Here is a 13,972-nt window from a genome sequence, read left to right on the forward strand (position 1 = left end):
ATCGCGCCAAAGATAAGGAGTCGGGTCAGTTTCACATCCAAGTCCTCTCTGAATAGCTTCTCTTGGATTCCCTTTTCCAGGATATGCTCAATCAGCTTGATATAGGGCTTGACGCTAATTCCGATCGCCTTACGCAGCTCGATAGAGCTTTGCCGCAGTTCAATTTGGGTGACATAAGCGAGATTTACATTTTGCTCAAGCTGGGTAAAGTGAATTTCACACACCCTGCGCAGGGCATCCTCCGCAGAATCCGCCTCTCGGATGCTGTTGTGGAACAGTTCCACCAGCTTGCCCAAGCGTTCCTGAAACAGGGAGATGAGGATATCTTCTTTGTTTTTAAAATATAAATAAATCGTACCGTCGGCAACGCCAGCCTCCTTGGCGATTTTGGCAACCTGAGAACCGTAAAAACCGTTCTCGGCAATGACTTTTTCGGCTGCATCCAAAATAATCTCATATTTTTCCGTCTTTCTACTTGTCATACAAGCCACCTCGATGTTAGAATCCATGGTAACTGAATGAATACTCATTCATTTTCCTAATCTTAGGATAAACGGCCGCTTATGTCAATGACCATGGTCAACCGCCGCAGCGAAATCGTTAAGGGACACATTCTTCTGAGACAAAAGCTTAGAAAGCTTCCCATGATTCATGCTGGATGACGGTTTCTACCGTTTTTGTAACCGTTTACTTTTCGTATTCACGTCACGCCATCTCATTTTTCAACAAGGAGGGTGAGAAAATGGTCGGGCAGATGGTTCAGTATGCTTTGTTTCTAGCGATAACCGGATACGCGCTTTATTTGTTTTACCGAGCAGTCTATCACCGTTATCTTTATGTATCCCTGGGCCGTCCCGCTGACTTCCGCCAGCGCAGCCGGGGCAGAATGAAGGGCTTTTTGTCCCAAGTGTTCGGGCAGACGAAGTTGCTAAAGGATCCGAAAAGCGGCGTCATGCACGTGGCTATCTTTTACGGCTTTATTATCCTGCAGTTCGGAGCCATTGATCTCATCGTGAAGGGGCTAACGGGTGGCAAGCATCTGCCTATTCCCGGATATTCTTTTTTCCAGCTGTCACAGGAAATAACCGTCCTGCTTATTCTTATCGCCATGGGCTACGCTTCCTACCGCCGGTATGGGGAACGGCTCATACGGCTGAAAAGGGGCTGGAAGCCGAGTATCGTCCTTTTTTTCATCTTTTTCCTCATGCTGTCGGTGCTTTTGTCCCTTGGTTTTGAGCGAGTGTGGCTCGGACATCTGCCTGATGCCTACGCTCCGATCTCCTCTTTCATTGCCGGCTTGTTCAGCGGCATGTCCGCACAAACCGCCCATGTTTTCTTCATGATCAGCTGGTGGGCTCACCTGTTGATTCTGCTATCCTTCCTTGTCTATGTCCCTCAATCCAAACACTTTCACATTATCACGGGTCCCTTGAATATATGGTTTCGCCGCACGGAGCTGGTGGGCCGCTTGAAGAAGCTTGATCTGGAAGACGAGGAAGCGGAATCCTTCGGTGTCGGCCAAGTAGAACAGTTTACCCGCAAACAGATGTTGGATTTCTATGCCTGCGTCGAATGCGGGCGCTGTACAAATGTATGCCCCGCTTCCAATACCGGTAAGGTGCTGTCACCGATGCATCTGATCACGAAGCTGAGAGACCATCTGACGGAAAAAGGAGCGTCCGTTACCACAAAGTCGCCTTTTGCTCCGGAATACGCTTTTTCAGCCTCCGGTGTTCATGGGATTTCCGACGAGGCCGACCGCAAATTGAAGTGGACCGGCAGTGGAATCACGGATATCTCCCCGACGATGAAGTGGCAGAAAACCAATTGGGTCGTTCAGAAAAAGAAGAAGCCGGAAGAACTCGCTTTGATTGGCGATGTCATGACGGAAGAGGAGATATGGTCCTGCACGACCTGCCGCAATTGCGAGGACCAATGCCCTGTTGACAATGAGCATGTGGATAAAATCATTGATTTGCGCAGACATCTCGTTTTGATGGAGGGTAAAGTGCCGCATGATGGCCAGCGTGCGATGCAGAACATCGAGAGGCAGAGTAATCCGTGGGGGTTGAACCGCAACGACCGGGTTCAGTGGACCGGGGATGTGGAAGGCATTCAAGTGCCTACCGTAAAAGAAAATGCCAGCTTCGAATACTTGTTTTTCGTCGGATCGATGGGTTCTTACGATCTTCGGAGCCGTAAGATCTCACGCGCCTTCGCCCGGCTATTGAATGAATCCGGGGTCAGCTTCGCTATTCTCGGCAACGAGGAGAAGAACTCCGGCGATACGCCGCGGCGGATGGGCAATGAGATGCTTTTCCAGCAGCTATGCGTGGAGAATATTGAAACATTTCGGAAATACAACGTACGCAGAATCGTTACCGCCTGCCCGCATACCTACAATACGTTCAAGAATGAATATCCGGATTTCGGAATGGAGGGGGTGGAGGTGCTCCATCACTCCCAACTGCTCGACCAGCTCATTCGCGAGGGCAGGTTGAAGCCCCGACACGATGTAAAGGAACGGATCACGTATCACGATTCCTGCTATCTTGGCCGCTATAACAACGTGTATGAAGAGCCGCGCAATGTGCTGCGGGCCATCCCCGGAGTAGAGTTGGTCGAAATGGAACGCAGTGGGAGGGGCGGGATGTGCTGCGGCGCCGGTGGCGGCATGATGTGGATGGAGGAAACGTCGGGCAAGCGAGTCAATCTTGCTCGCACGGAGCAGGCGCTGGAAGTGGGTCCGACAGTGATCAGCAGCGCTTGTCCTTACTGCCTGACGATGATGGAGGACGGCACGAAAATGAAGGAAGTGGAAGACCGTGTCAAGGCGAGAGATATCGCCGAATTGCTGGAGCAGTCCGTATTCGGCGAGCTCATCTAACAGTTCGCCATTTCACACCGAAATGGAGGTCCCCGTACATGAAAAGACGCATTCGCAGCGCAGCGGTTATCGGATCGGGCATTATGGGTTCCGGTATCGCTGCCCACTTGGCTAATGTTGGCATTCCCTGTCTGCTCCTTGATATCGTGCCTAAGGATTTGACGGAGGAAGAAAAGGCAAGAGGTTTGACCCTCGAGCACCCTGCTGTCCGCAACCGGCTGGCGGCCGGCGCTATCGAGAAGCTGAAGGTAACGAAGCCCGCTCCCCTTTACGACGATACATTCGTCTCGCGGATCACGCCGGGAAACTTGGAGGATGATCTCCCGCGCATTGCGGAGACCGATTGGGTGATCGAGGTTGTCATCGAGAATCTGCAAGTGAAGAAAAACCTCCTCAGCCGGATCGAACAGTATTGGAAACCGGGGATCGTTGTCAGTTCAAATACATCGGGCATCTCCATCAACGCGATGTCTGCCGAATGCGGCGAAGAGTTTAAAAAGCATTTTCTCGGAACGCACTTCTTCAATCCTCCTCGGTACATGAAGCTGCTGGAAATCGTGCCTGGCGAGCTTACAGACGCCGATTTGGTTAAGCAAATGGCGGCGTTTTGCGAAACCGTACTGGGTAAAGGAGTCGTTATCGCCAAGGATACTCCGAATTTCATTGCGAATCGGATCGGCACCTACGGGCTGCTGGTCACGCTTCACGAGATGATCCAAAAGGGCTACTCCGTGGATGATGTGGATGCCGTCACCGGACCGGCCATGGGACGTCCCCGCAGCGCAACCTTCCGTACGCTGGATCTCGTCGGGCTGGATACTTTTCTGCATGTGGCGGACAACGTTTATGCAAATGCAGGAGATGGAGCAGAAAAGAATATATTCGCGAGTCCCGATGTACTGAAGCAAATGGTGGAGAGAGGCTGGCTGGGCGAAAAATCCGGTCAGGGTTTCTATCGAAAGCAAAAAGGCCCAGAGGGCAGCACCATTCTCTCTTTGGATCTGGCGACGATGGAGTACAATCCGCAAAGCAAGGTTTCCTCCGGCTCCTTGGAAGCCGCCAAATTGGCAAAGGGTGCGGGGGCGAGGATAAAAGCGCTCCTTGCCGCGGATGACCGGTATTCCGGGCTGGCCTGGGACATTTTGAAGCCAGTGCTCCTCTATTCCGCAGAAAAAATCGGGGAAATCGCCGATACGGTTCAAGAGATTGACGATGCGATGAAATGGGGCTTTAACTGGGACCTCGGCCCTTTCGAGACGTGGGATGCTATCGGATTGGTCAAATCGGTGGAGCGCATGGAAGGGGAAGGATCGGCGGTTCCCGCGTGGGTCAAGGAGTGGATCGCACAAGGCAACCCCTCTTTTTACAAGCGTGAGGAAGGAAAAGTGTTCGCAGTCGTCCGTCAGGAATACAAAAAGCTGGAGCGGCCGCCACAGGTGATTTCCCTCAAAGCGCTTAAAGAGCGGAACAAAGTGATAAAGGGGAATGCCGGAGCAAGCCTGATTGATCTTGGCGACGGCGTCGCATGCCTGGAGTTCCATTCACCGAACAATGCCATCGGCGGAGATATTTTGTCCATGATCCAGCAAAGCGTCGAGGAAGTGCGGGTCAATTATGAGGGGCTTGTCATTTCCAATCAGGGAAGAAACTTTTGCGTCGGCGCCAACATCATGCTGCTGCTTATGGAGGCGCAGGACGAAGAGTGGGATGAGATCGACAGTATCATTCGCTTGTTCCAAGACACCATGTACAAGGTGAAACGCTTTGAAAAGCCTGTTGTGGCAGCCCCTCACCGGATGACTTTGGGCGGCGGGGTGGAGGCTTGTTTGCCGGCAGATCAAGTCATCGCTGCCGCGGAGACCTACTACGGCCTTGTGGAAGTAGGCGTCGGTCTCATTCCTGCTGGAGGCGGCTGCAAAGAGCTGACCCTTCGCGCCAGTCGAACCGCGCAGCAACCCGATGCGGATCTGCAGCCGGCGATCAATGCAATCTTTGAGACGGTGGGCATGGCAAAAGTATCCACCAGCGGACACGATGCGAAACGACTTGGCTATCTGCTACCGACTGATCGGGTTATAGCTAATCAAGACCATCTCATCTACGAGGCGAAACAGGCGGTATTGCGAATGGCTCAAAGCGGGTATGAACCGGTTCCTGAACAGAAAATCAGAGTGGTAGGGTCCGAAGGAAAGGCCGTGCTTACCCTCGGTGCGATCGGAATGAGACAAGGTGGTTATATCAGTGATCACGACTTACTGATTGCCAAAAAATTGGCCCACGTTCTCGCCGGAGGAAATGTGCCGGCGGGCACGCTTGTGACGGAGCGATATATGCTCGATCTGGAGCGGGAAGCTTTTCTCAGCTTATGCGGCGAGCCGAAGACTCAACTGCGGATGCAGCATATGCTGACAAAAGGCAAGGCGCTGCGCAACTAACAATCGGGGGAGTGAGTGTTGATGAAAGAAGCTGTAATCGTGTCCATGGCGCGTACCGCTGTCGGCAAAGCCAAAAAGGGCAGCCTTGCTCAAACCCGCGCGGACGACTTAGGCAAAGTTGTATTGGAAGCGGTAATCGAACGCGCTCCCGGGCTTGCCAAGGGGGATGTGGAGGACATCATCATCGGCTGTGCCATGCCGGAGGGCGAACAAGGGTTGAATGTCGCCCGCATCATGTCGCTATATGCAGGATTTCCTGTCACAGTGCCTGCTTTGACGGTCAACCGGTTTTGCTCCTCTGGGCTGCAAGCCATCGCTTTTGCCGCGGAACGGGTGATGCTGGGGCATGCCGACGTGATGATTGCCGGTGGGGTGGAGAGCATGAGCCACGTGCCGATGACAGGCTTTAAGCTCTCACCCAATCCGAAGCTGGTGGAACGGATGCCTCAGGCCTATGTCACGATGGGCCACACCGCGGAGGAAGTGGCGGAGCGGTTTCAGATCTCTCGGGAGGATCAAGACCGCTTCGCGGCAAGTTCCCATCAAAAAGCAGCCCAGGCGATAGATGAGGGAAAGTTCCGAGATGAGATCGTTCCGGTGGAAACGGAAAAGACGACTGTCGACGATCGGGGAAAGGTACAGCGGCAGATTTTTCGATTTGATCGAGATGAAGGCGTGCGGGATAATACGTCACCGGAAGGACTGGCAAATCTAAAGCCCGCCTTCAAATTGGGGGGTACCGTTACTGCCGGCAATTCCTCACAAATGAGTGACGGTGCGGCGGCTGTCGTCGTGATGAGCAAAGAAAAGGCGGAGGAACTTGATCTTCCGCCGCTGGCGACATTCCGCGCTTTCGCATTGTCCGGCGTCGACCCGGAAATTATGGGAGTCGGTCCGGTTGAAGCGATTCCGAAGGCGCTGCGGATGGCGGGAATCACCTTGAACGATGTCCGTCTGTTCGAGATCAACGAAGCGTTCGCTTCCCAATGCGTGCACATCATTCGACAGCTTGGGATCGACGAGGAGAAAGTGAACGTGAATGGCGGCGCCATCGCCCTCGGCCATCCGCTTGGATGCACCGGCACGAAGCTGTCGATCTCCTTGATTCAAGAGCTGCGCCGCCGCGGCGGAGGCTATGGTGTTGTGTCGATGTGCATCGGTGGAGGTATGGGAGCCGCCGGTGTATTTGAGGTCCATTCGGGATAAGCGCTTATATAGACGGAACTTAAGAAAGGGATGGAGGAGCGGAGAGACCGATTGTTCTGGAATAAACACACATGCCGCTTAATCATTAGGAGCGAATGTGTGAAAATACGGCGTAGCCGCCTGAACCCAATCTTAAATTGTCTAAGATAAGTTCAGGACAGCGTCAGCGGTCGCCTTTGCGACGATATCAGAAGGATATAACTTTGGAACATCAGATACCTGATATCGCAAGAAAAACGACCTATATACGCGGTCTTGCTTCTTTGAACTTACATCGATAGGTGTTTTTCTTATCAGATCCCTACCTTAAAATGGGATTATCTAATCAGGGAATCTGAGCGTGGGCAGCGATTGGAAGAATAATCAGGTTTTGCAGCGACGGAATCCGCTCGTTTTTAAGTTCCTTTTTTATATAACGTCAATTTTTTAAAAGGAGAGGGATGCGGGTGAGCAAGACGGCGGCGAAAGTGCTTGGCGGAAGCTTTATGATCGAAGATATCGATTACAGGGATATCATAACGCCTGAGGATCTTACGGAAGAGCAGCGAATGATCGCGGACACGACAGCGGATTTTATTGCCGGCGAGATAAGCCCCCGGGACGAAGAGATCGAGAAGCTGGACTACAAACTGACGGTGGAGCTGATGCGTAAGGCAGGGGAAATTGGTCTCCTAGGTGCCGATGTTCCGGAAAACTACGGCGGCCTTGGTCTCGACAAAGTGAGTTCTACATTAATCACTGAGCGCCTTTCAAAAGCATCCTCCTTTGCCTTATCCGTCGGCGCCCATGTAGGGATCGGAACGCTGCCCATCGTTTATTTTGGCACGGAAGAGCAGAAGCTAAAGTATTTGCCTTCACTCGCCTCAGGGGAGCTCATTGCGGCCTACTGCTTAACGGAGCCCTCCTCCGGGTCGGATGCTCAGGGGGCGAAAACGACGGCGGTTTTGTCCGAGGACGGCAAGCACTACGTCTTGAACGGCACGAAGCAGTTCATTACGAACGCAGGCTTTGCGGATATTTTTATCGTTTATGCAAAAGTAAATGGAACCGATTTCAGTACCTTTATCGTGGAAAGAACGATGGAAGGCGTCAGCGTCGGACCGGAAGAGAAGAAGATGGGCATCAAAGGCTCTTCCACTTGCCCCTTGATTCTGGAGGACGTGAGGGTTCCTGTCGGCAATCTGTTGTGGGAGGTCGGCAAGGGTCACCTGATTGCCTTTAACATTTTGAACATCGGCCGTTTCAAACTGGCGGCAGGCTGCGTCGGCGGGTCAAAAGACGCCATTGAATATGCAGCGAAATATGCCAATGTGCGCACTCAATTTGGTCGCAAAATTTCATCGTTTCCGCTGATCGGCAAGAAATTGGCGGAGATGAATACGAAAACTTATGTTTTGGAAAGCATGGTTTACCGCACAGCCGGCCTGTTTGATATCGGACTTGCGGAAGTCGACCACAGCAGCCCGAACGTAGGGTACCAATCCGCTAAAGCCATAGCAGAGTATCAGTTGGAGTGCTCCATCAACAAGGTGTTTGGTTCGGAAACCCTTGATTCCATCGCCGATGAAGGCGTGCAAATCCATGGTGGGTATGGTTTCATCCAAGAATACCGCATCGAACGCCTCTATCGGGATTCCCGCATCAACCGGATATTCGAAGGCACAAACGAGATCAACCGTCTCCTGATTCCCGGTACGCTGATCAAAAGGGCGATGAAGGGTGAGCTTCCCTTGATGCAAAAAGCGATGGTGCTTCAATCCGAGCTAATGGCGCTCATACCGGCACAAACCTTTGATGGTGCGCTGGAGCAGGAAACCCACATGCTGGCCATGGCAAAAAAGATCTTTTTGATGGTTGGCGCGCAAGCCGTGCAGAAATACCAGATGAAGCTGGAGCAGGAGCAGGAAACCCTCAGCCGTCTGGCGGATATGATGATTGCCGTGTTCGCTATGGAGAGTGCGCTGCTCCGCACGAAGAAGATGCTGGACCGGAAGGGAGAAGAAAAAAGCCGGCTTGCCCTGCAGATGACGACGGTGTTTATCCATGAGCAGTTCTCTTGTATGGAAGAGTGGGCGAAGGAACTATTGGCGGCGATGGAAACGGGAGATACGCTGCGGACGCAGCTGTCTATCCTGAAGAAACTGACCCGCAGGACATTGGTCGACACAATCGATCTTAATCGGCAAATCGCAGCGAAGGTAATCGCGGCGGAAAGTTATGCGGTGTAACAACTTCCTGAAATGAGGGTGGTTGAACATGTCTGCCAAACCATGGCTAGACCATTATCCACCGGAAGTGCCCCAGGAATATGATTATCCAGCGCAAAATCTGGCGCACTTCCTCGTAACGAGTGCAGCCTCCTATCCCGGCCATGTCGCTCTCGACTTTTTAGGGAAAAAGATCACTTACGATAGGCTGCTTCAATCAGCTTACCGTTTTGCCAATGCCCTGCTCCGTCTGGGTATCCGCAAAGGAGACCGGGTGGCGATCATGCTGCCCAATTGCCCCCAATGCGTGATTGCCTATTACGGGACGCTTTTGACCGGTGCAGTCGTCGTCATGACGAATCCGTTATATGTCCCCCGGGAGATTGAACACCAGCTGAAAGATGCGGACGTAAGGGTGATCGTTGCCCTGGATTACCTCATTGAACGTATCGAAAAAGCAATGGAAACGGCCCCGCTGGAGTATATCCTGGTTACCTCTCTGAAGGACTACTTGCCCTTCCCGAAAAATATTTTGTTTCCGATCAAGGCAAAAAAAGACGGGATGGCTGCGCATGTAACCTATAACAAGAGAGTTCTCTCATTCATGCAGGTACTGAAGATGTCATCATCCGAGCCATGCGAGGTTCCGGTAGACCCCGCCCAAGATTTATCTCTCATTCAATACACGGGCGGAACTACCGGATATGCGAAGGGCGTCATGCTCACGCACACGAATATGATCGCAAATACGATACAGACCAAGCTCTGGTTTTATCGCTCCAAAAAAGGAGAAGAAACATACTTGGCGGCGCTTCCCTTCTTCCATGTGTTCGGTTTGACGGTACTGCTCAATCAAGCGGTTTACCTTGCCGGTACGCTCATTCTGATTCCTCGCTTCGAAATTAATCAAGTTCTCAAAGCGATTGACCGGAAGAAACCGACGGTATTTCCAGGCGCTCCGACAATGTACATCGCCATTAATAATCATCCGGATAACAAAAATTACGATTTATCCTCCATAAATATTTGCATCAGCGGTGCGGCGCCACTGCCTCTCGAAGTGCAAGAGAAATTCGAGTCCCTTACCGGCGGAAAGCTCATTGAGGGCTACGGTTTGACCGAGGCGTCACCCGTTACCCATGCCAACAACATATGGGAGAAACGGAAAAGCGGGTCTATCGGCATTCCGTTTCCCGATACGGAAGCCCGCATCGTTCACCCGTCTACAGGGGAAGAGATGCCCCTTGGCGAAATCGGGGAGCTGGCGATAAAAGGCCCCCAGGTGATGAAGGGCTACTGGAATCGGGCGGAAGCAACCGCCCAAACCCTCCGGGAGGGCTGGCTGTACACCGGAGATTTGGCAAGGATAGATGAAGACGGTTTCTTCTATATCCTGGACCGTCGGAAAGATATGATCATTGCCGGAGGATACAATATTTATCCCCGAGAAGTGGAAGAAATTCTCTTTGAGCACCCATGCATAAGAGAAGCGGTTGTTGCGGGAGTGCCTGATCCTTACCGCGGCGAAACCGTTAAGGCATACATTGTACTGCGGGAAGGAACAAGCGCGACGGCTGAGGAGATCAAAGCTTGGTGCAAGGAAAGATTGGCTGCCTACAAAGTGCCGCAGCTATACGACTTCCGCGATAAATTGCCGAAGACATTGGTCGGCAAGGTGCTGAGAAGGAAGCTGATCGAAGATGACATGAGGGCTAATCAAAACCCGGATTCTCAACTTGATGCGGGTAAGCATGGATGATTGCCTGCTATAGCAAGGGAGGTTGAAATATGGCAGAGGAACCGATAAAAAGCCATCCGGATTTGGCAAGGTGGGAGAAATCCTCAAAGAATACCTTCTGGGATTATCTCGGCTGTGAAATCGAGGATTTGCAGATGAGCAAGGTTGTGGTCTCTTTAATGATACAACCCCATCATCTCAATTTAATCGGCATTCTTCATGGAGGCGTTCATGCTACCATGATCGATTCCGCCATGGGACTGGTTGCCATGCTGGTGCGGCCGGATGCTAGCATCGTCACCGTTAATCTGAATATGAACTACTTGGCGCCTATGACAGAAGGCAGAATCAAGGTGGAGGCGGAAATTGTGCATGCCTCCCGAAAACTGATGACGGCGCAAGCATTTGCCCGCAAGGATAATGGAGAGCTATGCGCCTTCGGAACGGGCACCTTTCGCGTTATCGATTCGCTGCCGACGAGTGGGGGGGATAAGGCGATATGAGTATACTGGAGGAACTGCAAAAATTGGCAGCTAAAATGGAAGCCGATCCGGAGCCCATCCGCACGATCCGCGCGCTTTTCCAGTTTAAGCTAGGGGCGGAAGGGACCTATCAAGTGTTGATGCAGGAGGGAACCGTCACTGTGTTGGAAGGGGATACCAGTCAGGCAAACTGCACGTTGACGCTCTCCGAAGCGGATATGCGTAAGCTGCTGAAAGATGAATTAAATACAACCTTGGCCTTTATGACAGGAAAACTGAAGATCGAGGGCAATTTGGGTCTTGCTATTAAGCTGCAGGAAGTGATGAAGAAATATTCGCTAGCTTGATGATATATAAATCAGGTCTAGTGATTGGGGCGCCATTCATCGGTAACGCAAACAATGGTATGGTTAATGAAAAACGCCTGGGGCTACCCAAAGGCGTTTTATTTTTGAATGGAGGCTTATGCGAAACGTGCGAATCTAAGAATACATGAAACTATCGCAGAGATGGAGTTCGCCATAACTGCCCTTAAAGGCTCGGTAAATGGATAACTTTCAGACTTAAATCATAGTTTCCATGGTAAACATTAGTCATTAATTTAACCGGTTCATTAATCATTGGAGTTTTGTTTTCCCTATATTCAAACCAGGAAATTTCGGATTGATTTTGGCAGATAGTAGGAATAGGGGGTTGTGGTGCATACACGACCTTTTCAACTTTTGGTTATGAAACAAGCCAACTTGTTCAGAAAGATGAAAAGGTAAAGCAGGAATCTCTGTGGTTAGCCCCAGTCGTTTTTGGGCGTAGCGTACCTAATAAAGAGCACAAAGTTGAAGGGAGTGTCACATCAATTCGTTATTGGCTCTATTTTAACTAATAATCACATATGGGGGGGAGTTAAAAGTAGTAGAGCTTTCCTCATAAATAAATCCAGAAAAAGGATGTATTACAATGTTCGCGAATACATACTTAAAACGATTTATTATGAAGTTCGCAATTGAGACGTTATCGGAAAGCCTCGAACAATTTAATTAACAGGAAGTGTTTCATTTGATGGTATCGCAGTGTCCCAAATGCAATGGGAAAGCTATTAGAACATACAAGAAGTTAAAGACGAAATATAATAATTGTGTTGAATGTCTTGTATGTGGTCAAAAGCTAGTTGTGAAGAAAAAATTAAAGCACACCTTAATAATTACCGTAAAATAATATATTTTTCTTTCATTAATTGCTGGATATTATTATATTATTCAAGATAATAGATTTCTAATATTCGTTCCTTTTTTATTCCTAATAATTCTTGACCCAATATCAAAATTGTTATCATTATTAGAAATTAAAGAAGAACTAAGTTCAAAATTTCATTAAACATTTTAGCAAATCCAAAGAAGTCGAGGCCATCCGATAACACCGTATTCCCGCTGCGGCCGGCTACGCCGACCTTGGTCTGCCCGAGGGTTTTCGGTGATGCAGATTCAAGCAGACAACCCTACGAGGCTAAGTGGCAGAGCCACCCGGCCCTGACGGGCCTTAAGCCTCTCGGGCTCGTGAATACAACAACGTTAGCTGAAACCATTGCAATGCTGATTTATGAAAGTGGTGACACGGAAGTGATGGAAACCATATTGTTTTTTGTAAGACACGCTGAATCTGCTTTTGTTGAAGGAAAAGAAAGAACAAGGGGATTATCAATCAAAGGACAGAATGATGCAAAAGCTATTAAAGAAGTATTGAGATATGAAGACATAGACGTGTTTATTTCTAGTCCTTATGAGAGAGCAATTGAAACAATCCGCCCAACGGCTATTAATTATCAAAACGATATTCAGGTAGAAGAGGATCTTAGAGAGAGAACGATTGGTGATTTCACACCGGCAACATTTGCAATGGCCAAGTATCGCGTTTATGAAGATATCCAGCTTGCTTTCCCCGATGGAGAATCAAGCGAAGTTGCACAGCAAAGAGCTTCGAGCGTTATTTTACGGATCCTCGATATACATAAAGGGAAGAAGATCGTTATTGGAACACACGGTGATATTATGACCTTGATATTGAATTATTTTGATAAACAATATGAATATACTTTTTGGCAATCAACATCGATGCCTGATATTTATAAGGTTAGATTCAAGGGATCTGAGCTTATTGAGGTCATAAGATTGTGGGAGTAATTCAAAGAGGGCATTGGCATCAGCTAACACTATATTCCCGCTACGTCGCTATCGCGACTTGGTCTGCCCGAGGTTTTTAGATGGAGTGTGAATCAGGCAGACAACCCTGCGAGGCTAACTGCGCTAGCGCAACCGGCAGCAAGCTGCCTTAAGCTTCTCGGGTTCGTGACAACGTTATAAGAAATTGCTGCAAACTTTTAAAGATCATTTTCAGGGGTGTTACTACGATGTCGAACAAGGAAACTGCAGAATTAAATTCTAAACCAATTGGAGGATGGTTACTTGCTTATTTAGTAATATTAATAATAAGAGAAGCTTTATATGTTAGTTTTTCTATTAAGATTCTGTCTAACTTTAGTTACATAATTGAAGAAAGTAATTGGATACAGAATGCAATAACAGTTGGACTTTTGATAAAGATGATAGCCACAGGAATAATACTGATGCTTTTTATTACAAAGAAAAAGTATGCTCTGTATCTAATAATTACTTTAGAATTGCTTTGTATTGTGGTTAGAATTTTAACCTATACGGACTTTATCAGTAGGGGACAGACGATTCCAGTTAGTTATAATCTGTCAATACTTATCGGGATGATAAGTTTAACCTGGATAACATATTTTTTGAGATCGAAGAGAGTAAAAGAAACATTTGTAAAAACTGATGATATGAATTTAATGTAACATCAAGGATGGCAACAACTTCTTATAACAATGCATTCACGCTGCGGGATCTGAAGCTCTCTTGGTCCGCCCGAGGGATTTCGAGAAGTGGAAATCAGGCGGGACATAATCAACCGGCTAAGTGCCAGAGCCACCCGAACCTTGCGGTCCTTAAGCCGAT

General features: G+C 49.4%; 10 protein-coding genes. 9 read left to right on the forward strand and 1 reads right to left on the reverse strand.

Translation table 11 applies throughout. The features are described 5' to 3' along the window. Positions 1-482 (reverse strand): TetR/AcrR family transcriptional regulator (locus tag TJ79_RS23145; RefSeq protein ID WP_040952727.1); only part of this gene is annotated, 482 nt, incomplete at its 3' end. A 260-nt stretch (positions 483-742) separates the two neighbouring features. Here TJ79_RS23145 and TJ79_RS23150 point away from each other — a divergent pair. The 9 genes from TJ79_RS23150 to TJ79_RS23190 all read left to right on the forward strand — a co-directional run bounded on the left by TJ79_RS23150 (position 743) and on the right by TJ79_RS23190 (position 13,812). Continuing rightward, complete coding sequence (locus tag TJ79_RS23150) at positions 743-2,887, forward strand: (Fe-S)-binding protein (protein WP_040952728.1); 2,145 nt, start codon at positions 743-745, stop codon at positions 2,885-2,887. A gap of 38 nt (positions 2,888-2,925) precedes the next feature. After that, the gene (locus tag TJ79_RS23155) at positions 2,926-5,322 is read left to right on the forward strand and encodes a 3-hydroxyacyl-CoA dehydrogenase/enoyl-CoA hydratase family protein (RefSeq protein ID WP_040952729.1); all 2,397 of its coding nucleotides are present in this window, start codon (positions 2,926-2,928) and stop codon (positions 5,320-5,322) included. A 21-nt stretch (positions 5,323-5,343) separates the two neighbouring features. Beyond that, the gene (locus TJ79_RS23160) at positions 5,344-6,528 is read left to right on the forward strand and encodes an acetyl-CoA C-acyltransferase (RefSeq protein ID WP_040952730.1); all 1,185 of its coding nucleotides are present in this window, start codon (positions 5,344-5,346) and stop codon (positions 6,526-6,528) included. 440 nt (positions 6,529-6,968) lie between these two features. After that, positions 6,969-8,756 carry an acyl-CoA dehydrogenase family protein gene (locus TJ79_RS23165; RefSeq protein ID WP_040952731.1) on the forward strand — a complete coding sequence of 596 codons (1,788 nt, stop codon included), beginning with the start codon at positions 6,969-6,971 and terminating at the stop codon, positions 8,754-8,756. A gap of 28 nt (positions 8,757-8,784) precedes the next feature. After that, positions 8,785-10,494: an AMP-binding protein gene (locus tag TJ79_RS23170; protein WP_040952732.1), complete on the forward strand. Its 1,710-nt coding sequence runs from the start codon at positions 8,785-8,787 to the stop codon at positions 10,492-10,494. 29 nt (positions 10,495-10,523) lie between these two features. After that, complete coding sequence (locus TJ79_RS23175; protein ID WP_052339906.1) at positions 10,524-10,976, forward strand: PaaI family thioesterase; 453 nt, start codon at positions 10,524-10,526, stop codon at positions 10,974-10,976. Then, positions 10,973-11,302, forward strand: coding sequence for an SCP2 sterol-binding domain-containing protein (locus tag TJ79_RS23180; RefSeq protein WP_040952733.1), 330 nt, complete (start codon positions 10,973-10,975; stop codon positions 11,300-11,302). The genes TJ79_RS23175 and TJ79_RS23180 overlap by 4 nt, the downstream gene beginning before the upstream one ends. A gap of 1,203 nt (positions 11,303-12,505) precedes the next feature. Then, entirely contained in the window at positions 12,506-13,129 is a 624-nt protein-coding gene (locus tag TJ79_RS23185) for a histidine phosphatase family protein (protein WP_238323117.1), read from the forward strand. A 227-nt stretch (positions 13,130-13,356) separates the two neighbouring features. Beyond that, complete coding sequence (locus TJ79_RS23190) at positions 13,357-13,812, forward strand: DUF2569 family protein (RefSeq protein ID WP_040952734.1); 456 nt, start codon at positions 13,357-13,359, stop codon at positions 13,810-13,812. The last annotated feature ends 160 nt before the right edge of the window (positions 13,813-13,972 follow it).

Origin of the sequence: Gorillibacterium massiliense (assembly GCF_000455485.1) — a bacterium.
Taxonomy (GTDB): Bacteria; Bacillota; Bacilli; order Paenibacillales; family NBRC-103111; genus Gorillibacterium; species Gorillibacterium massiliense.

Bases quoted from the DNA above. Each gene is read 5' to 3' on its own strand.
- TJ79_RS23150 (WP_040952728.1), top strand. From the start codon at position 743: ATGGTCGGGCAGATGGTTCAGTATGCTTTGTTTCTAGCGATAACCGGA.
- TJ79_RS23155 (WP_040952729.1), top strand. From the start codon at position 2,926: ATGAAAAGACGCATTCGCAGCGCAGCGGTTATCGGATCGGGCATTATG.
- TJ79_RS23160 (WP_040952730.1), top strand. From the start codon at position 5,344: ATGAAAGAAGCTGTAATCGTGTCCATGGCGCGTACCGCTGTCGGCAAA.
- TJ79_RS23165 (WP_040952731.1), top strand. From the start codon at position 6,969: ATGCGGGTGAGCAAGACGGCGGCGAAAGTGCTTGGCGGAAGCTTTATG.
- TJ79_RS23170 (WP_040952732.1), top strand. From the start codon at position 8,785: ATGTCTGCCAAACCATGGCTAGACCATTATCCACCGGAAGTGCCCCAG.
- TJ79_RS23175 (WP_052339906.1), top strand. From the start codon at position 10,524: ATGGCAGAGGAACCGATAAAAAGCCATCCGGATTTGGCAAGGTGGGAG.
- TJ79_RS23180 (WP_040952733.1), top strand. From the start codon at position 10,973: ATGAGTATACTGGAGGAACTGCAAAAATTGGCAGCTAAAATGGAAGCC.
- TJ79_RS23190 (WP_040952734.1), top strand. From the start codon at position 13,357: ATGTCGAACAAGGAAACTGCAGAATTAAATTCTAAACCAATTGGAGGA.